Raw genomic sequence first — 17,832 nt, 5'->3', positions numbered from 1 at the left:
GCGAAGCATTTATTTTCTTACTTTACAATCTGCATCTTTTTCTTTTATATACTTTTTACTTCTAGTCAGACCTTAAGCCATTATTACTGGTTCTTTGCTGCTTATTCAGTTTTGTTCAATGTTGAAGTTGGAGATAAAAAGTATAAAAAACAAACATTTAGTGAACAAATCCATAATGTCTATTGGTCAGTTGTTATACTCGCTCTTGTGATTTATCTTGTTCTTTTTCTCTGCTTTCTTATTTATATAACGCACTGAGTAATTAAGATAGAGTCAAATATTTAAATGACCATGAAAAAGAGTTTTCTTGGCTAATTCAAGCCTTCTTACTTTTGGCATTGAGTGTAAAAAATAAACAGTAGAAACACTGTACAAATCTCTGTACATCAATGTTTCTACTGTTTTTCTCCATAAAACTCATGGAGACGGCGGGAGTACAAAATAACTGGTGTCATCACGTACTAGTTAGGAAAAACAAATATTCCATATGGTAAATAGTATTGAAATTTTTACAATTATAGTTCTATGACATCCCTCAACGGATTCAGAACTACATCAAAAACTACATCAAATCTTGGGTAATTAATTGAGACAAACAAGTCTACTCTTCTGAAATGTTCAGAAGAGTTTTTATGTCATATACAATCAATAAAGTTTCGTTTAATTATTTTACAGTTCACAATTTAGAAATTGCTTTCTTAAATTCTTCATATTTTTCCATAAACTCGTCTCTCTCAAAATCAAAATCCCACAAGGAATCATCTATCTTTTGATCTATATGAGAAGGTAACTCTTTTAATTCCTTTCTATATATTTCCAATTTCTCAATAGGTTCTTTTGCTAATTGCTCTAAAAATTGTCCATCCCACATCTCACCAGCCAAGGGATCGTCCAAAATAAATTCTATAGCTTTTTTTATTGCCAGATCTTCTAATTCATGTTGAGAAAACATTGTATAAACATCATTTTCGTTTATTTCATCTTCTGTTTTATTTAACAATTCTTTTAACCAAATATCATATTTTTCAGTCGTAATAGGAAAATTATCACTTACATGATAAATATCTTTTATTTTTTCAACCATTTATCTATACCTCCAAATTCATTAAATAAGTCATCTATCTTTTTAAGACTATCATTGGCTTTTTGCAATTCATTCTGAAGAAAATTTCTAACATCTTTGGGTAGGTTAGGATTTTTTAGTGAGTTTTCAATACTTCTCTTTGAGCCCTTAAGAGATTTATGAGTATTGAGCATTTCATCCAAATGATCCCAATATTTTCCAGGTTCTCCTTTTTTAGGAACTGGATTCCCTTCTAAATCTCTTCTTGTTCCACTAAAATCACCATCAGTTAAATGATCATTAACATTATTATTTATTTTCTTCACACTTTTTTTCTGAGCTGGAGTTAGCTTATCCTCAATATTTTTTGGAATATCATCAACAGCACCTCTGGCTTTCTTATAAGAAAAATCTCCTGTACTCTTTCTTTTATCTAGCGTATAGTTTTTCCCACTTTTATTTCCTTTTAATATCGGTGCTTCTTCATTTGGAACAGTTAAGCCTTTAGTTCCATAGTAGGTACCAATCGTAATAACAGCTATAGCGCTCAAGACAGTTGACCAACGCTGGGCTTTTTCTAAATTGGTTAATGGTTTGCCTGTTTTTTTGTTGATGCCTGTTCGTAATTCTTCCGCCATTGTCGTAAAATAATCATCCAGTATGCCGTTTTCTTTCGGATTCATCAAAATGGTCAGGTAATCTTTATAGGTCTCATTGAACTGGAAATCTGTTTGGGATACTTTTAACGGATCTTTTACCCACATCCATTTATAAGCACCTGAAGCTAGCTGGACACGAACATACTGCCGGCCTTCCATTGTCTTTTTAAATTTGTCGGCACGCTCTTTTTCCAGTTGTTTTGCTCTTGAATCCCAGCGAGTCGTGATCGCTTTCGCCCACGTCATGTCTAATTTTCCTATGTCAAAGGTGCCAGTTGCTGAACTCCACGCTTTGCACTCTTTCACTTGTGCCAAACCTCGGTTTAATTCTTGCTGACAGGCTTCGTATTCGGAAAAGATACTTGCTGAACGGGCGTTATACGCATGAAATTTCTCCAGCTTTTCTCTTCTTTTCGCGATAACGTCACACGCATTCATGTAGCGACGTTCTAAATCCGGCCGAGGTGTTTTTGCCATACTCATCTGGTGATTTAATGCTTGTTTCAACTGCTCTAAGCGATTAATTTCTTCCAAAATTCGGTCTTCATCTGTATCAATCCCACTGACCATTCCCTGGTACTCACTTAAGAACCGCTTATGTGCACTTTCCAATGCTTCACCTGTCATTATAGCAGATTGGCACAACGGCGTGTAGACAGTCATGAAATAGCTTTTGGCACTGTCATAAGCCTTGCCAGATAATGGCGCAGATAAGAAGGTATGAATACTTTGTTGTAACATTGCGATCGCTTGATTGGCTTGACTGCTTAATTGTGACGCCTGTGCAGCGCGTGCTTGCGCTTCACCCACATAAAATTTAAGCCCCATGGTCACTCTCCTTACTTTCCCGCATGAACGAACGGTACACTTGATGTTGGTACTCTTTCTGTTCGAACAAGAACCGTTCTTCTTTCTCCAGCTGCAATCGTTCTTCATCAAATTCTCGTTGAGCTTTTTTAGCAAGGAATAAACTATCTGAACCACGATCCTCTATGTACGTTCGTTCTTCCGGTTCACAATTAGTCAAGACAAATCCATACACTGATTGTTCCCGCTGTTGTAGTTCAAAATAGGCTTCCTGTTGTTCTTCTACGTAGCGACGTTGCTTTTTCAATGCAACTTGTTTCTCTTGAAGTTCTTCAATTTTTGTGCGATATTGTTGGGTTTTCTGCTCAAAAGTGAAAGGTTCATTTGCCATTTAGAACCCTCCCGAAAGGTTATTTCTAGTCAGTTGTGCAAAATTCTGATCGATGCGTTCAAAGTCTTTCGCCACCGAATGAATATTCTCTCCAGCAGATACGATGCCAACAGATAATGTTTTTAGCCCATTCTGAAAGGCAGGGAGCGATTGCTCAGCAGGACCGTTTCCCGCTACATTGGTTCTGGATGATGCTGGAGAAACCTGAATATTGTTCAAAGCACTGGCTGCACGGCTAAAAGAAGTGGACACGTTGCCTGCTATACTGGCATTACTTGAAATAGCCATAACTTACCTCTTGATATTTATTTATTACAATAGTATCAGTTTATGGCTTAATGAACAATATTTCTTTAAAAAATTTCTGTGTAATTAATGCATATATATAAGAAGGAGGAAAACTCCTCCCCTCCTTCACAACCAAGAGCTCGTCGTTTGCGGGCTTTTTGCATAAAAAAATACCGACCGGTTAAGGTCGGTTGGAAACTATTTGAAGTTTTAGAATATAGGTGAATAGTTCCTGATTCCTATTTCCTTCATCAATTTCAGTAATAGGACTCCTTGGATTAGATTTTTTCTTTTTTTCCATTGGATATAACCATTTAGGTAATGGATCATAATCATTTGTTTTAATTAACCACTTACGAGATTTACCATCTATTTTTAAAGGATCAGCAGTATTTTTATTTCCCAATTTAATCGTTACTTCTACACCGATTGCCGAATACCATTCAATACTATTTTTAGTTAAATCAAATCCTTTGAAATAAACATGAATACCTTTTGATGTTTTTAAAACTGAACAACCCAAGTTTAAAGACTTAATAATTTTTAAAAGTAGCTTTGCTTCAGCAGGTGTATCGATGTCCACCATGACAAATTCATTATCTAAAATACCAACAAAAGAATCGAATTTCCGAACTGTTTCATAAGACAGTAACTTTTTATGGTTATTTTTAAATGATTCAGCAGCATGTTTTTCACTACCTTTTAGATAACCTCTATAAATTTTTATTCACCTACCTTTCATATGTGATACAATTAGCAAGAAATAGAAAAGAGAATCGGGGTTTTATTATGGAAATTTTTAAGGAATTGTTATCATTTTTTTCTACTTTGTTGACTTCATGGCCATTTATCATATTGATTATTTTCATACTCATCGTTAGTGGTAATAAAGTTAATTATTCATTTAAAAGAAGGAATGTACGCTCCTATATAAGTAAATTCATTGGTAATATCAAGAGTTTAAAAATTAAGGACATTGAAGCTTCTTTTAAAGATGATCTTGGTAATTTAATGGCAGAAATATTATCAACGAAAGTTAATTTAGATAAGTTATCATATGAGAATCCAAAAAAATCTATTCTGCACTCATATGAACATTTAGAAGGAATTTATAAAAATATAGTTAAAATAGTATATCCAGAAAGTGATTTTAATTTAGATGGAGAGATTGATTCTGATAAACTTTTCAAAAAATTATTAGCTGATAATTTAATTAATAACGAATACTATGAACACTATACTCAACTATCGTTAATCATAAAAAAAATTACTAACAATGAATATAAATTACTAACTCCTAATGATGCGTTATTATTTAGGTCTCAAGTACATGATATGATAAGTAATTTAAGAGGCATTGAAGCTACTATATTAATAAAAAAAGACTCAAATAAACACCATAATCTCAACCAAGAAAATCTTTAACTCTCTTCTGAGCCAACTCTATATACCAGCTCCTGTCTAACCAGTCAGGAGTTTTTTCATTCGTCACATCAGTATTAACAATTTTACAAATATCTGGTGTATATCCGATTTTCTGAATACTATCACCTTTTACTTTTTTGAGTTCTTTTCCGGAAGTACTGGCAAATAATCGAAATACTCGTTCATGTCTCTTTTTCTTACCGTACAATGCGTAATCAAATTTACCACTAATCTTAGTGATCTTCTGGAATTCTATTAGCTTATCGCTCTGATTAATTGTCTCCTCAACTGGTGTACCTTTTACCAGGTAATTAACCACTGCTTTGTTAACAATCGGTAAATCATAATCTAAATGATCCAATTTTTTAACGTATGCACCTTTAGATTTATGTTCTCCATCCATATCAACAATTAAGTAATTGTTAACGTCTTTTTGATAAATCTTTTTGTAAAAATCAAAGCTCATGTGTAATCGAGTACGCTGCTCCCATTCATAAACTAAATCATCGAACAAATCAAAATCATCGCGCTTAATTTTTACAAGAATACCATCGGTATTAGATTGGATCAGTTTTAATGATGGTAAAACTTCTAATTTTTCTATCAAATCCAACAAAAATAGTTGAATATCTAACACTTGAAAGGAGTGATGCCAAAAGTCATTTATCTCATTGCTTGCCCAAGTAGAAGGAGAACATAATGGCTACATTTAAGGAATATAAAAAGAAAAATGGAGAAAAACTATGGATGGTAACAGTTTATTTAGGAATTGATTATGTAACTGGGAAACAAGTTAATGTCACAATCAGAAACGCTAAGACAAAAAAAGAAGCCCAAAGTAAGTTAAATAAAAAACGTCTCGAATTTGAAACAGGCATTTCAATGACTGAAGTAAATTACACTTTTCAACAAGTTTATGACGATTGGATTGAACAGTACCAGCATACAGTTAAAGAAAGTACATTTGTTAAAACAAAGCGAATATTTAAAAATCACATTCTCCCCTATTTTGGTGAAATGAGGATTAAAAAAATTAAGGTTCAGCACTGCCAAAAAGCTATAAACTTTTGGGCTAAGAACCTTAAGAGATTTAAGATGGTCATGAATTATGCTGGGATGGTTTTTGATTATGCAATACGCATTGAATTAATAAGTACTAATCCAACTAAACTAGTAACAAAACCAATGGTCAAAGATAATGTGGAAGAAAAAGAAGATAATTTTTATACAAAAGAACAATTAAAGCTATTTTTTAATGCTTTAGAAAAGGAAAATGAACCAAAAATCTATTCGTTGTTTAGAGTATTAGCTTACACTGGTATGCGTAAAGGTGAAGCCTTAGCCCTTACATGGAATGACATAAACTTTGAAGATCAGACAATTACAATCAATAAAACTTTAACTCGTGGGGAAGAGTCCAAACTTATCATTCAAACGCCAAAAACAGGCAATTCTAAGCGTGTTGTTAGTGTGGATGATGAAACACTAAGTATATTGAAAAAGTGGCATAATACGCAAAAGAAAAGCTATTTTTTAATAGGTATAAATACGATTAATAAAAATCAGTTAGTTTTTAGTAATCTTAAAAATGAGTTTCTACAACCTACTGTTACAAGAAAATACATGAAACAAGTTTGTGATAAACATAAGTTGAAACCAATCACTACTCATGGTTTCAGACATACTCACTGCAGTTTACTTTTTGAAGCTGGCGCATCTATTAAAGAAGTTCAAGATCGTCTTGGCCATACTGATATTCAAACAACAATGAACATCTATGCTCATGTTTCTCAACGAAAAAAAGACGAAACTGCCGCGCGTTTTGCCAATTTTATGAGTAACTAAACTGAATCTACATCAATCTCTAAACCAGAAAAACCAAAAGGCGTCACAAACGTTGATAAAACAACATTCGTAACGCCTTTCCTTATCTCACAATGGAGACGGCGGGAGTCGAACCCGCGTCCAAACATATTGCCACTTAAACTTCTACGCTCATAGTCATACTATTTTAGAGGTTCGCTCAAGTTCATGCCGCATGACAGGCCCGAACTTTCGCTAGTCTGATGATCTCTTCTAAATTTTACAGACGGAAAAATTTAGCGTATCCCACTTCATTTGAGACCCTTACTCGAGCACATGGGCGATGCCGAGAGGATCTTCACCCGCTGTTTTTACGCAGCTAGAGCGAAAGTATTGTTTTCGTTTTTAGCAGTTATATTTAACTGTAACGTTTTTACGTAGACGTAACCTTCGAAGCGCAATTCAAGCTCAACTATGCCTGTCGAATCCGTAACGTCCCCGTTAGGATTTAAAAGTATAAGCTTACGTTTAACAGTATAACATATTCCAGCTTGTTTTAAAAGAGTGACACTGTAAGACGTTTCTAAAATAAAAAGCACAAATCGAAACACGATGTTTTTGATTTCTGCTTTATTCTATTCTTTTTCAAAATGTTTAAACTGACGCAAATGCAACAACGGCTAATAAGTCAGCAACGAGCTCTTCCAAATATTTTCGGTCAATTTCATCATAACCCTCGACAACGCCACAATCTAAATCCAGCACGCCTACTAAGCTTCCGTTTTGTAGCATCGGCACGACAATTTCTGAACGTGCTGCTGAATCACAGGAAATATAGTTCTTATGTGTTTTTACATCAGCGACGATCAACGTTTCAGCTTTTTCGGCTGCTTCTCCACAAACGCCTTTTCCCATCGTAATACGCGTACAGGATACCTTCCCTTGAAAAGGACCTAAGATTAATTCATTGCCATCATATAAATAAAAACCAGCAAAGACCGTTTCCGGCAAAGCATCCGCCAATAACGCGGAGGTATTCGCTAAAGTTGCAATTTTATCTTGTTCTATTTCTAGAAGACCTGCTTGTTGTTTCAATAGCAATTGATAAGCCGCTTCTTTTTCTTGATCGGATTTCCACATGATTTTTTCACTCTCTTTTCTATTAATAACTGCTGTTTATTATAGCATATCCTGCTGAAGAAGCAGCTACCTAAGTAGTTATTTTGCCCTGATACTTTCTTAAGCTTCTTCACAACAATTTCAAACCCTTTCACATAAACTTCACGCTTTTTTATGTTTGGTTTAATTTATTAAAGTTATAGTTTAATCATAGTAAACAAACAACCTGTGGATGAACGTGGTGTTAAAACTCTTTGAGGACTAACGGATGTTTATTCTCGATCGAATGAGGTGTAGGTTCGAATCCTACCGTCCACGTCCGTGCAAACTTTGCACTTTATTATAAAACTGAAAGGATGATGCAGTATGAAAAAAATCGTTGTTACAGGAGCAACCCTCTCCGCACTAACACTTGCCGCCTATTCATTTTTTAAACCTTCGCCAAAGCCGCTCTTTAGCTATATCAAACGTTAAATCACTCTTTTGTATCATACTAACCTAGGGAATAAAACTATTGCTCTATCAATTGTTTCATTCCCTAGGTACTTTTTTGAGTCTAATTATAGAAATATCTATTTTATTTATGATATGCTATTCTTAGAGTTTTTATATGAAGGAGTCTTTCAGATGGAATGGAACGATTTAATTACAAACCACGTCTCAGTGCGAGCTTTTGAAAACAAAAAGCTGCCTGAGGAGATAAAAAATCAATTAATTAAAGCTGCCCAAAGTGGTTCAAGCTCTAATTTTTTACAAGCCTACTCGATTATCGAAGTAACCGATCAGCAGAGCTTAAAGCGCATTGAAGAAATTTCAAATTGTAAAGGGTATATTGAAGAAACTGGAGCTTTTTACGTATTCGTTGCGGATTTATATCGACATCAGACGCTTCTGAATCAAGCCGGTCAATCGGACGAACATTTAACGACAATAGAATCCTTTGTTGTTTCCGTAGTAGATACTACAATTGCCGCGCAAAATCTTGCCATCAGTGCTGAAGCAATGGATTTAGGTATTTGTTATATTGGCGGTATTCGGAATGATCTTTTTACCATCACAGAGCTTTTGCAGCTACCTACGCTTACTTATCCTTTATTTGGTCTATCCGTCGGTTATCCTAAAATTAAAAATGAAGTAAAACCTCGTCTGCCGCAAGCGGAAATTCTTTCCCAAAATACTTACCAGCTTCCAAATAAAGAGCTACTAAAAAGTTATGACCAAACGATGACTGACTATTATACTGCTCGAACAACCAATCAGCAGACAGCTGACTGGCAATCAAAGATTCTCAGCTATTTTAGTGAGCCAAAGCGTCCTGAAACAGCGGAGTTTCTTAAAAAGCAAGGCTTTAATTTTTAATGTTCAAAAACAAAAACTACTGAATCATTTTTAAGAAGACTTCAGTAGTTTTTGTTTTTGTTAAAAAAAGAACAATATTTCATATTTTTTTATCGTTACACTTTAATTTATATTTTTTTTATTTATAATATAGTAGTATAAAATTGGAGGAAAGACATTTATGAAAAATCTGATTAATGCCTTTATTATCGAAGATGAGCAACCTCATGCGGAAATTATCAAAGAGAGTATGCTTATATTTTCAAAGAATAGTTTATTAATTGAATTTGATGTTCATTTAATAAAAGATTATCTATATTTTTATGAAAATTTAAATACGTTTTCTTTTTTAAATACGGATGTGTTTATCATAGATATACATCTCCATTCCACTTTTACAGGAATTCAGGTAGCTCAAAAAATACGAGCCTTAAATACTAAAGCTACAATCATTTTTATTACCGGTGATGCTTCTAAAGGAATTGAAATCATTAACAATCGAATTTATCCTTTAAGCTATATTGTAAAACAATCGACCTCTAATTTATTTTTCCAGGAAGAAATTTATTCTTTATTAAAAAAGATAGAACAAAATATAACAACAAACGAAGCCAACAGTTTAACCGTCTACTCTGGAAGTACCAAACGGTTGTTTCATTTCTCAGAAATTTATTATATTGCTTCTGTCAAATCACAAAAAAACAAAGTTGAAATAAAAACACAACAGCAGCAAATCATCTGCAAAGGGAAAATTTCGGAACTAAAACGCAAGTTAAATGCGCCTTATTTTTACACAGAGTTAAATTCGTTAATAATCAATTTTGACCACATACAATCATATAACCAAAAAGAACAAACGCTGACTTTTTCCGATCAAACTGAACTGCTGCTAGGAGCAAAGATGATTCAAAAATTCAGTCATGCCTTTTTATCGTATGTGAAAAGGAGCTCTGTCTAATTGCTTTATGGAATGAACTATCAAACCGTCTTAATTATGAATAGCTTTATATTATTTTGGGGCATGGATTCCAGATTTTTGCTTCCTAAAAAAACGACATTACTGCTAAGTTTATATTTATTTGCCATTTTATTTCTCAGTTTCTTTTTTAGCTATAACATCAATATTCTAATGCTTTTAGTTTTTCTTGTTGTTCGTTTTTGCGTATTATTACATCGCTTTCAAAATTGGGGAATTCCACTGATTTCTTTTTTATGGAAAACCATGCTAATTGCCTCTTTGTGGTTATTCACGTTTTTTTTACCCGGCTCATTTTTTAATGTTAGCTTTGGTTCTTCATTGAAAGAAGTACTATTGCTTTTTTGTCTGCAATTGATTCTTTTGATCTTTATTTGTTTGTTTACCGATTGCATCGTCAAAAAATACAATGTCATTACCTTGTTAACTAACAATAAAAAAAGACACAAAAAAGAAGGCATTACGATTAGTTTACTTTATTCTGTTATTTTTATTAGTCACTTATTCATCTTTAGCACTTATAGTCTTAGCTTCTTCATATTTAGTATTCTTACTTTAATGATTAGCGCCCTTTTGTTTATTATATTTTTCTATATCCTTACCGTTTCTCAACAAAAAATGGATGAATATCAGTTATTAGTTTTAAATTTCAAAAAAATTAAAGCTAAATATGAACAGATCAGTGATTTCCGTCACGATTATAATGGTCTTTTATTAAGTATTAACGGATACTTACAAGCTGAAGATCTCGAAGGAGCAAAAAATTATGTTACTTCTCTTGTCGATTATTCTGCCTCGGTATTAGTTCCTGACTATTATACTGAATTAGATAAGGTCCCAATTCCGCCCGTTCAATCCGTGTTAGCTTCATTTGGAGAACAAGCAATCGAACAGGAGATACAATTTCAAATTGTTATAAAAAATAAAATCACTGAACTTGAAATGGAGCTGATTGACTTCATTCGCTGCTTATCGATCCTGCTATCGAATGCCTTTGAAGCAGTTAGCGAGCAAGATGAACCGATTGTTTACATGAATCTGGAAAAAACGACCGATTCTATTCTTTTAATAATCAAAAATGCAGACCATTCTACTGTCGCTTTGAATAGTCTGCTAGTTAAAGGCTATACCAGTAAAAAAACAAATGCGGGTCGCGGTCTATATATTATTACTAAAATTTGTGACAATTACACGGGTGTGGATTTCTCAATTGAACGAATAAATCAAATTTTTACTGCTACTTTATCTATAAAGCTGTAAAAACTTACTTTTGTCAGCTTGATACTACTAAAACAAAAAACCAAGAGAGACTTGTGAGTCGTTGCTCTTGGTTTTTTCATGTTATCTTACTTTATTTTTTCTTAAAAGGAAAAATGTGCCGGCGGTTAAAAAAACAGCACCAATGATAAATGGTAAAACTGCACTTCTCTCTCCTGTTTGAGGCAGCTTCTTTTCAATGACAGAACCATTGACTAATGGCTTAACAGCATTAAGGTTATTAGATGAATCACTTGTAGCCACTTCCGGTAAAATTGGGCTATAAACATATATCACGATCTGCTCTTGCTCCGTGAAAACGCCTTGTTCATTTGCAGGCAGTTTTGCTTTATCCAAGCTATAGCCTGCTATGTTTAAGCGGTACTGATCGTTTGCTGTATTATAAGAACTTCCTAGCGCTCCTTGTAAAACCTGTGGCTCATGGATTTTTTTTCCTGTTTGATCTACATAATAAATAATCACATTTTGCCCGTTGATTTTATTTTTCGTATAAACATACGTAATTAGTTGCTCCTGATCAGTAAAAATTCCTTGCTCATTTGCCGGTAGCTTTGTTTCATCTAAAGTGTAGCCGTCTATTGCCAAGCGGTACTCATCTGTTGCTGTATCATAGGCAGCACCAATTATTCCCTTTAAGAGTTGCGGCTCATGAAGGACTTTTCCCGTCTGATCCAGATACTGAACCTTAACATTTTCTACCGAGACGGGATCCTTTGTATAAACGTACGTAATGGTCTGTTCCTGATCGGTAAAAATTCCTTGTTCATTTGTCGGCAGCTTTGTTTCGTCTAAAGTGTAGCCGTCTATTGCCAAGCGACGTCCATCTGCTGCTGTATTGTAAGCATCGCCTATTATTCCCTGAAGAGTTATCGGATCATGAATCTGGTTACCTTCTTGATCAAGATAACGAATAGTCAGATCAGCGCCAGCTACTGGCGCCGCAGGATCAACAATGACTTTTAAAACATGCGTGGTATTCTCATTAAACAATGTTTGCCGAGCCATATAAATAGAAACATATTCGCCTGGTTTACTCGTATCTACATTATTATAATAGGCATAAGTCTGTCCGCTAGAAATCGGTGTGCCTAATGTTCCGTCTGAGTTTAGACGATAGGCTTGAATTCCTTGTGTCTTTACAGAAGAATCAAATGTACTGTTTAAAGGAACATGAACCACGTCCGGGCTATTACCAAAAGCATAGGCTCCAGGAAGTTTACGCTCACGGCCAACCAAATTGACTGTTTTACCTGCCTCAATAAGCTGACCGAACCCAATTGTGGTAAATGTGTAGTTTTCTTTCTTATCTGTTGTACCAACCTGCTTAATTAAATATTCGTCTATTGGAAAATCAAAGCTAGCTTGACCAGTTTCATCTGTTTTCATTAAAGTTACATCTTGGGGGTTACTTTTTGAAGTAACAGTAAAATAAGCTCCTTCGATACCAGCATCTGTTACAGAATCTTTTATATTAAAGACTAATTTCCCTGTTGGCACGACTGCTCTGCTTTGATTAAGCGAATAAGTTGAATTTGCTGATTGGATAGCAGGCTCTTCTGCTGTACCCACTATTGACCAAGAGAAAATGGAACTTACAATTCCTAAAATAAGTAAAAACGTACTGACTTTTTTCATTTTATCTCCTTTTTATCAATTTTATTTAAAAAATAACTTTTTTATAATAATAATTATAAGTTAAAATAAGAAATTGTCTATACATTTTTGCTAATTTGGATCAAATTATTAAAAATATTCTTAAAATCCAGATATTTCATAAGCAAAAAATCAATGTAAATCCCATAAAAGTCAAATATATATTGCTCCTTTCCTATGTTATAATTGGAAAAAAGGAGGGCTCTTATGGGGAATGTTAAATTAACTCGTGGTTCTAAGGGAGCAAATAAGCTTCGATTTTATACTATCTTTATTGATGGTGATTTAGTTGGTAAAATAAAGAGAAATCAAACGTTGGAATTTGATGTTTCAGAGGGAACTCATACGGTTCAATGTAAAATTGATTGGGAAAAAAGTAATGAGCTTACTATCGAAGTTACTGATCAACCTATTGAATTAGAAGTAAATGCTAAAAATGCTGTTGAATCAGCTGTCCGTTCCTTCCTGCCAATTGATGGGCGGAATAAATATCTCATTCTTTCGCAAGTCAAGTGATGAATTTGCCTATTGTTGCCAAAAAAATTTGGAACAAAAGTATTTATTCACGGGTAGAGAGGTTGAGCCAAAAGTCGTTTAGGTTCGAGCAATTGGAGAAATTGCCGAAGAACCTGATTATTCGTAAGTAGTGGGCGAGACAAAACTGTTTTTTAGTTTTGTTTCGCCCACTCTTCTCTTTCAGCGACATTCATTATTTAACTTTGATTTTTAGCATAACAAGTTTTAAAGACACATTGTTTCAATTTATGTTTTACCAGTTTTTGAAAAACAGTTATAGGCATGATCAATAAAGACTACTTCTGACAATCAACCATAGTCAATTCTTTGAAAAGGACACATAGGTTTCAACAAAATAAAAAAACTCCTAAATAATCTATCTATTCAGAAGTTTAGCCTATGTTTAGTAATTAATTTTATTCTGCTTTGCACTTTTGATCTCCATGTCAGGATAAAATGTAACAACCCCAATCTTATGTTAAGGTCTTTTTCCAAATGAGAAGAGAGAATTATCAATATATCTATTAAGTATAAGCAGATTATTATATAGTTAAGACTTCGGTAATAGCGGAAAGACTCTTCCAAACAACAGCATATAGTTCCTCCGGTTGTTCAGTGCATGTATAACCATATAGGCCTGTATCGAGCACCAGTCTTCTGAGAGTTTTGGAGAAACAGCATATAGAGAAAAACAGAAAGCCTGACAGCAATACGAAAGAAATAGTACATAATATAAAAGCTATTTTGAAGTATCAAAAAACAAAATATTCTCTAGTACAAATCGCCCCTGGCAAGCTTAGCATCAATGTCAAATACCATTTTAATTGATATTTTCGCATCAAGAATCACGTTAGATAAGTTAAAAAATTTCTATCGAGATCTTCAGCATCATCCACTTTTTCTCTACTGATGCCCTTCTCTTATTTAACGCAGAGATATCGCTTAAAGATGCTCAAGAGAGATTGGGACATTCGGGCATTAACATTACAACAAACGTTTATAGTTTATTATATGCATGTTACCGAAAATAAAAATAAGCAGATGCTCAATCAATTTGCCAACTTTATGAAAAATGGATAGTCAAAAGGTATTCACAATTCAAATTTGTAGCACAAAAAAACACCAACGATTCTAATCAATCGTTGGTGTTACGTATACCGGCGGCCAGAGCCACATGATAAAAAATACCATTAAATAGTTTTCAAATCTCTTTTATTTAGCGGTTTCCATAAAATACCTTTAAATACATTTCAATTTCTCGCACCATTTTCGCACCCACTTTTTTCATGGTTAAATAACGGTTTAAAAAAGAGAGTTCATCAAGCCACGAGTTTTAGATCTAGTTCTTGCATCGTATTCTTGAAAAACATGATAGTATGTTTTCCTAATTTCTTCTGGCATATCTCCAACAATTAAAGCCACTTCTTCTACAGAATAACCTTGGTAAATTAAGAAAGAAACAAATGTATGGCGGCAGCAGTGCATAGAAAATTTGGGCTTATCTGTTATGCCACACTCAACGAGAATTTTTTTAATCTCAATATTGGCTTTTCGATTATTACATATTCCCTCTTGCCAATCAAAGAAAACTTGTTTACGAGGATTGAGAATATTCCTAGCTTGGCATCTTTTTGATTGATACTGCCATAATTCTCTAACTAGCTCAGCTAAATTCTGTGACATTTCTACTTTTCGATAACTATTGGCATTTTTACAAGGAAGCCAATCAGTCGAATTTGAGGGAGGCTCAATGTAGTCATAGGTCTTGTTGATATCTATAAAACCTTGCTCAAAATTCAGATCATTGATAGTCAATCCAACGATCTCGGAAAATCGGCATCCTGTTAATAAAGCAAAAATTATTGCGTAGTAGATAGAGGATTCTTTATCTCTGTGTTGAACCACATACTGAACAACTTTTTTGTACTGAGCATCATCAATATATTTTTGATAAACAGGTTTCTCCTTTGTCTTATCCCCTAATCCTCTTAAAGAGCTTCCAGAAGTAAACTCAATAGAGATATGCCCTAGGGCAAAAGCTTGTTTTACACATGCTCTCATATGAGTATGGAATTTTTCAAGTGTAGCTGGTGCATAATCTTTTGAGAACCTATTTAATAAGTCCACATACCTATCATTAGTTAAATCAGACAGTGAGAGTTCTCCAAGATAGTTTTTAATGTATCTCTTGCTATCTTGATAATGTCCTTGAGTCTTTCTTGAGCTAGATTCCTTTTTATATTTCTGAAAAAACCATTCAAAGTATTCATAAAAGGGGACTGCAAAAGCCATTTGTCTATCTTTTGAAGCAATTGATTGTGCATACTCTACAGCTTTCACGGCTTCAAACTTAGTTGAAAAGCTGCCTAATGCTTTATTTTCATATCCTCCAGTTTCTCTTTTTACACTTATAAAGGCACGCCATTTTGTACCACGCTTGCTAACACTCATTCAAACACCATCTCTTTCCAGATGAGTGTTTAAACAGCTATATATATGGTCAATATTATTATACCTCATTTTTTTCAAAGTAAGCAAAAATTTCTGGAAAATTATCTTCAATAAAAGTTAATAATTTGCTTTCTAGTATATAATATTTTCCTGAGCTACCCCCTTTAGGATATGCGACACATCCATTAGGGTTCTCTTTAATATCTAATGTCTTTTTGAATTTTGGATTTAAAAGAATTAGCTCATTAAACATGGGTCTACTAAGGCAAGTGTGCTTCTTTCTAAAATCCTCTACAGAAACACAGTTTCCTTTAAATCCTAATCCTTTTAAAGCTTTATATTCATCTTTTTGAATTAGAACAAAATTTTCGGGCAATATGATACGTGCCTGATACTCAATGATCTGTTCCAAATTTATCACCTCTAGTTTTTAACCTATCCATACTTACTTTACTCAGTAACTATTTCATTTTCTAACCACTTTTGAATTGCTTTAGGTAAAGCACATAGGAATTTCACCTCTCCCCAGTTTACGGCGAGCCTTACGGAAGTATCATTATTTACTGTCATTGTCATGGCGACTTGAATTCCTATTTCAAGTTTAGTGTTAAACATGTATCGCTACTTTTTAGATTATGGCGTATTTACACTTAGCTCGAATGACAGGGAACGTAATTCAAAAATGGGATATTCAGTTTTCAAAGAGCGTTTATTTGCTTACACTATTAACAATAAATAACCCGTGAAAAAAGACACACATTTTCTCAAAAAAATAAAAAAAGAGAAGCTTTTGTAACTTCTCTCTCTTAATCACTATTTTCTTATTTCAAATTTAGAGATTGAAATAAGAAATGCAACAGCACATTCTTGAAAACAATCTTCATCATAATTTCCTGTTTTCCATGCCATTTTGTGCATCAATGGGCTAAAACGGGTTATTAGTGTTTCGGTTGCTTGTTGGTTATTTAACTTGGCTAGTAAAAATATTTCCTTTAGGTTTTCCATTTTGTTTCTCCCTTCTAACCTCTCAATCTACTACAGTTAGAAAGGATGGAGGGGAACGAATTAGGTGAATACAACCATTTTTTAATTTATAATTGGCTGTAAAGCCTTTTGTATAAACGATGTTTTAAATTTGTAACACCTTGTCTGGAAATTCCTAAGACTTCGCCAATTTCTCGATCAGTTTTATCAAATATAAACTTTTCAACCAAAAAGTATTGTTCTGACTTAGAAAGTGTTTCCATAGCTTGTAAAAGGGCATTATTTTCAATGATTAATGGGATTCCAAAGATAGTGATATCAGCAATAGTAAGATCGTTTACAAACAAAGAATTTTCTAAATTAAGAGATTCTTCAGATAGTTCCTTTTCGATTAACGTGAATTTCTTTTTATAATACTGTGCTGCTGCATTAGTGATGACAGTTTGAAAATATTTTGTCAATTGAGCATTAATCCGATCATCTGTAGTATTCATTATTATCACTTCTTCCAAAATTTTTAAGAAGAGATACCAATAGATAATTTTATGAATGTAATCTATATTGCCAATAACCTCTATACGCTCGCTCTACATTTACTTTGGAATCATCATTCATTCTCCGCAAAATATTATGTGTCAAATTTTCATAAGAAAGATTAGATGTCTGCTTTTCATTCAACAAAGTAAATATTTCTTTACCAGAAAGTGGACGTCCTGCTTCTTTTAATATAGACGCTATTTTTAAACTGATATCAGAATAAGAAATGCTTCCATTCTTCATTTGGCCTCTTTCAGCCATATATTTTTGATATTCTATTTCGGAACTTAGCTTTTTGGTGTTGTCTTGAATTATCAACGATGATTTTATTTCCTTTGGCTGACTATCCAATTTCTCTAAACGCTCTTTTAGATCAAAATAGGACTGAGTGATTTTCCTCCTTTCTTCGATTAGTAGGGTCATCTGCTCATAGATTGCACTCTTTTCATCAAATTGGTCCATTGTTTCTCCTCCTTCATTCTTTAACAATAAAATTGGGATTAAAAAGGACACAGAAATACAAAAAAATTTAGAATTAAAGATA

Annotated in this window: 19 protein-coding genes and 1 other RNA gene; 6 read left to right on the top strand and 14 right to left on the bottom strand. The window is 33.6% G+C overall.

Going from position 1 to position 17,832, the window contains the following annotated elements:
* Positions 1–676 precede the first annotated feature (676 nt).
* The 5 genes from ABH902_RS00360 to ABH902_RS00340 all read right to left on the bottom strand — a co-directional run bounded on the left by ABH902_RS00360 (position 677) and on the right by ABH902_RS00340 (position 3,794).
* Positions 677–1,084, bottom strand: coding sequence for a contact-dependent growth inhibition system immunity protein (locus tag ABH902_RS00360; protein WP_404588542.1), 408 nt, complete (start codon positions 1,082–1,084; stop codon positions 677–679).
* Positions 1,069–2,550, bottom strand: a complete 1,482-nt coding sequence (locus ABH902_RS00355) for a T7SS effector LXG polymorphic toxin (RefSeq protein ID WP_404588541.1) — start codon at positions 2,548–2,550, stop codon at positions 1,069–1,071. The genes ABH902_RS00360 and ABH902_RS00355 overlap by 16 nt, the downstream gene beginning before the upstream one ends.
* Positions 2,540–2,920 carry a hypothetical protein gene (locus ABH902_RS00350; RefSeq protein ID WP_404588540.1) on the bottom strand — a complete coding sequence of 127 codons (381 nt, stop codon included), beginning with the start codon at positions 2,918–2,920 and terminating at the stop codon, positions 2,540–2,542. Before ABH902_RS00350 ends, ABH902_RS00355 begins: the two co-directional genes overlap by 11 nt.
* Complete coding sequence (locus ABH902_RS00345; protein WP_404588539.1) at positions 2,921–3,208, bottom strand: TIGR04197 family type VII secretion effector; 288 nt, start codon at positions 3,206–3,208, stop codon at positions 2,921–2,923.
* A gap of 181 nt (positions 3,209–3,389) precedes the next feature.
* Positions 3,390–3,794: a hypothetical protein gene (locus tag ABH902_RS00340; protein ID WP_404588538.1), complete on the bottom strand. Its 405-nt coding sequence runs from the start codon at positions 3,792–3,794 to the stop codon at positions 3,390–3,392.
* Between the two features lie 203 nt (positions 3,795–3,997).
* Here ABH902_RS00340 and ABH902_RS00335 point away from each other — a divergent pair, with 203 nt between their 5' ends.
* Positions 3,998–4,633 (top strand): hypothetical protein, encoded by a 636-nt coding sequence (locus tag ABH902_RS00335; RefSeq protein ID WP_404588537.1) that lies wholly within the window; start codon positions 3,998–4,000, stop codon positions 4,631–4,633.
* Here the strand turns inward: ABH902_RS00335 and ABH902_RS00330 are convergent.
* Positions 4,614–5,270 (bottom strand): hypothetical protein, encoded by a 657-nt coding sequence (locus tag ABH902_RS00330; RefSeq protein ID WP_404588536.1) that lies wholly within the window; start codon positions 5,268–5,270, stop codon positions 4,614–4,616. The two genes, ABH902_RS00335 and ABH902_RS00330, sit on opposite strands and share 20 nt — an antisense overlap.
* A 62-nt stretch (positions 5,271–5,332) precedes the next feature.
* Between ABH902_RS00330 and ABH902_RS00325 the strand changes: the two genes are divergently transcribed.
* The gene (locus tag ABH902_RS00325; RefSeq protein ID WP_404588535.1) at positions 5,333–6,478 is read left to right on the top strand and encodes a tyrosine-type recombinase/integrase; all 1,146 of its coding nucleotides are present in this window, start codon (positions 5,333–5,335) and stop codon (positions 6,476–6,478) included.
* A gap of 90 nt (positions 6,479–6,568) precedes the next feature.
* Here ABH902_RS00325 and ssrA read toward each other — a convergent pair.
* Both ssrA and ABH902_RS00315 read right to left on the bottom strand, forming a co-directional pair.
* Positions 6,569–6,936, bottom strand: a transfer-messenger RNA (tmRNA) gene (ssrA, locus tag ABH902_RS00320).
* A gap of 154 nt (positions 6,937–7,090) precedes the next feature.
* A complete protein-coding gene (locus tag ABH902_RS00315; protein WP_404588534.1) occupies positions 7,091–7,576 on the bottom strand; it encodes a GAF domain-containing protein in 486 nt (161 codons plus the stop codon).
* Between the two features lie 606 nt (positions 7,577–8,182).
* On the opposite strand from ABH902_RS00315, the gene nfsA reads away from it, so the two are divergent.
* The 3 genes from nfsA to ABH902_RS00300 all read left to right on the top strand — a co-directional run bounded on the left by nfsA (position 8,183) and on the right by ABH902_RS00300 (position 11,129).
* Complete coding sequence (gene nfsA, locus ABH902_RS00310) at positions 8,183–8,914, top strand: oxygen-insensitive NADPH nitroreductase (RefSeq protein WP_404588533.1); 732 nt, start codon at positions 8,183–8,185, stop codon at positions 8,912–8,914.
* Positions 8,915–9,074: 160 nt separating this feature from the next.
* The gene (locus ABH902_RS00305) at positions 9,075–9,851 is read left to right on the top strand and encodes a LytR/AlgR family response regulator transcription factor (protein WP_404588532.1); all 777 of its coding nucleotides are present in this window, start codon (positions 9,075–9,077) and stop codon (positions 9,849–9,851) included.
* The gene (locus ABH902_RS00300) at positions 9,852–11,129 is read left to right on the top strand and encodes a GHKL domain-containing protein (RefSeq protein WP_404588531.1); all 1,278 of its coding nucleotides are present in this window, start codon (positions 9,852–9,854) and stop codon (positions 11,127–11,129) included.
* A gap of 81 nt (positions 11,130–11,210) precedes the next feature.
* Here the strand turns inward: ABH902_RS00300 and ABH902_RS00295 are convergent, their stop codons facing one another.
* Positions 11,211–12,782 (bottom strand): MucBP domain-containing protein, encoded by a 1,572-nt coding sequence (locus tag ABH902_RS00295; protein WP_404588530.1) that lies wholly within the window; start codon positions 12,780–12,782, stop codon positions 11,211–11,213.
* A 225-nt stretch (positions 12,783–13,007) separates the two neighbouring features.
* Here ABH902_RS00295 and ABH902_RS00290 point away from each other — a divergent pair, with 225 nt between their 5' ends.
* On the top strand, positions 13,008–13,316 hold the full coding sequence (locus ABH902_RS00290) for a hypothetical protein (protein ID WP_404588529.1): 309 nt from the start codon (positions 13,008–13,010) through the stop codon (positions 13,314–13,316).
* A gap of 1,302 nt (positions 13,317–14,618) precedes the next feature.
* Here the strand turns inward: ABH902_RS00290 and ABH902_RS00285 are convergent.
* From ABH902_RS00285 to ABH902_RS00265, 5 genes are all read right to left on the bottom strand, one after another.
* Positions 14,619–15,767, bottom strand: a complete 1,149-nt coding sequence (locus ABH902_RS00285; protein ID WP_404588528.1) for a tyrosine-type recombinase/integrase — start codon at positions 15,765–15,767, stop codon at positions 14,619–14,621.
* Between the two features lie 58 nt (positions 15,768–15,825).
* Positions 15,826–16,188 (bottom strand): DUF771 domain-containing protein, encoded by a 363-nt coding sequence (locus ABH902_RS00280; protein WP_404588527.1) that lies wholly within the window; start codon positions 16,186–16,188, stop codon positions 15,826–15,828.
* A 392-nt stretch (positions 16,189–16,580) separates the two neighbouring features.
* Positions 16,581–16,772, bottom strand: a complete 192-nt coding sequence (locus ABH902_RS00275) for a helix-turn-helix domain-containing protein (protein ID WP_404588526.1) — start codon at positions 16,770–16,772, stop codon at positions 16,581–16,583.
* 86 nt (positions 16,773–16,858) lie between these two features.
* Complete coding sequence (locus tag ABH902_RS00270; RefSeq protein WP_404588525.1) at positions 16,859–17,245, bottom strand: sigma-70 family RNA polymerase sigma factor; 387 nt, start codon at positions 17,243–17,245, stop codon at positions 16,859–16,861.
* A gap of 49 nt (positions 17,246–17,294) precedes the next feature.
* Entirely contained in the window at positions 17,295–17,750 is a 456-nt protein-coding gene (locus ABH902_RS00265) for a hypothetical protein (RefSeq protein ID WP_404588524.1), read from the bottom strand.
* Between the last annotated feature and the right edge of the window lie 82 nt (positions 17,751–17,832).

This window comes from Enterococcus sp. UD-01 (genome assembly GCF_044909655.1).
Classification (GTDB): domain Bacteria; phylum Bacillota; class Bacilli; order Lactobacillales; family Enterococcaceae; genus Enterococcus_L.
This window is presented reverse-complemented; position numbering and strand designations above follow the sequence as displayed.

Bases quoted from the DNA above. Each gene is read 5' to 3' on its own strand.
- ABH902_RS00290 (WP_404588529.1), top strand. From the start codon at position 13,008: ATGGGGAATGTTAAATTAACTCGTGGTTCTAAGGGAGCAAATAAGCTT.
- ABH902_RS00305 (WP_404588532.1), top strand. From the start codon at position 9,075: ATGAAAAATCTGATTAATGCCTTTATTATCGAAGATGAGCAACCTCAT.
- ABH902_RS00335 (WP_404588537.1), top strand. From the start codon at position 3,998: ATGGAAATTTTTAAGGAATTGTTATCATTTTTTTCTACTTTGTTGACT.
- ABH902_RS00315 (WP_404588534.1), bottom strand. From the start codon at position 7,576: ATGTGGAAATCCGATCAAGAAAAAGAAGCGGCTTATCAATTGCTATTG.
- ABH902_RS00265 (WP_404588524.1), bottom strand. From the start codon at position 17,750: ATGGACCAATTTGATGAAAAGAGTGCAATCTATGAGCAGATGACCCTA.
- ABH902_RS00350 (WP_404588540.1), bottom strand. From the start codon at position 2,920: ATGGCAAATGAACCTTTCACTTTTGAGCAGAAAACCCAACAATATCGC.
- ABH902_RS00275 (WP_404588526.1), bottom strand. From the start codon at position 16,772: ATGGAAAACCTAAAGGAAATATTTTTACTAGCCAAGTTAAATAACCAA.
- ABH902_RS00270 (WP_404588525.1), bottom strand. From the start codon at position 17,245: ATGAATACTACAGATGATCGGATTAATGCTCAATTGACAAAATATTTT.
- ABH902_RS00285 (WP_404588528.1), bottom strand. From the start codon at position 15,767: ATGAGTGTTAGCAAGCGTGGTACAAAATGGCGTGCCTTTATAAGTGTA.
- ABH902_RS00340 (WP_404588538.1), bottom strand. From the start codon at position 3,794: ATGGTGGACATCGATACACCTGCTGAAGCAAAGCTACTTTTAAAAATT.
- ABH902_RS00355 (WP_404588541.1), bottom strand. From the start codon at position 2,550: ATGGGGCTTAAATTTTATGTGGGTGAAGCGCAAGCACGCGCTGCACAG.
- ABH902_RS00345 (WP_404588539.1), bottom strand. From the start codon at position 3,208: ATGGCTATTTCAAGTAATGCCAGTATAGCAGGCAACGTGTCCACTTCT.
- ABH902_RS00325 (WP_404588535.1), top strand. From the start codon at position 5,333: ATGGCTACATTTAAGGAATATAAAAAGAAAAATGGAGAAAAACTATGG.
- ABH902_RS00295 (WP_404588530.1), bottom strand. From the start codon at position 12,782: ATGAAAAAAGTCAGTACGTTTTTACTTATTTTAGGAATTGTAAGTTCC.
- ABH902_RS00360 (WP_404588542.1), bottom strand. From the start codon at position 1,084: ATGGTTGAAAAAATAAAAGATATTTATCATGTAAGTGATAATTTTCCT.
- nfsA (WP_404588533.1), top strand. From the start codon at position 8,183: ATGGAATGGAACGATTTAATTACAAACCACGTCTCAGTGCGAGCTTTT.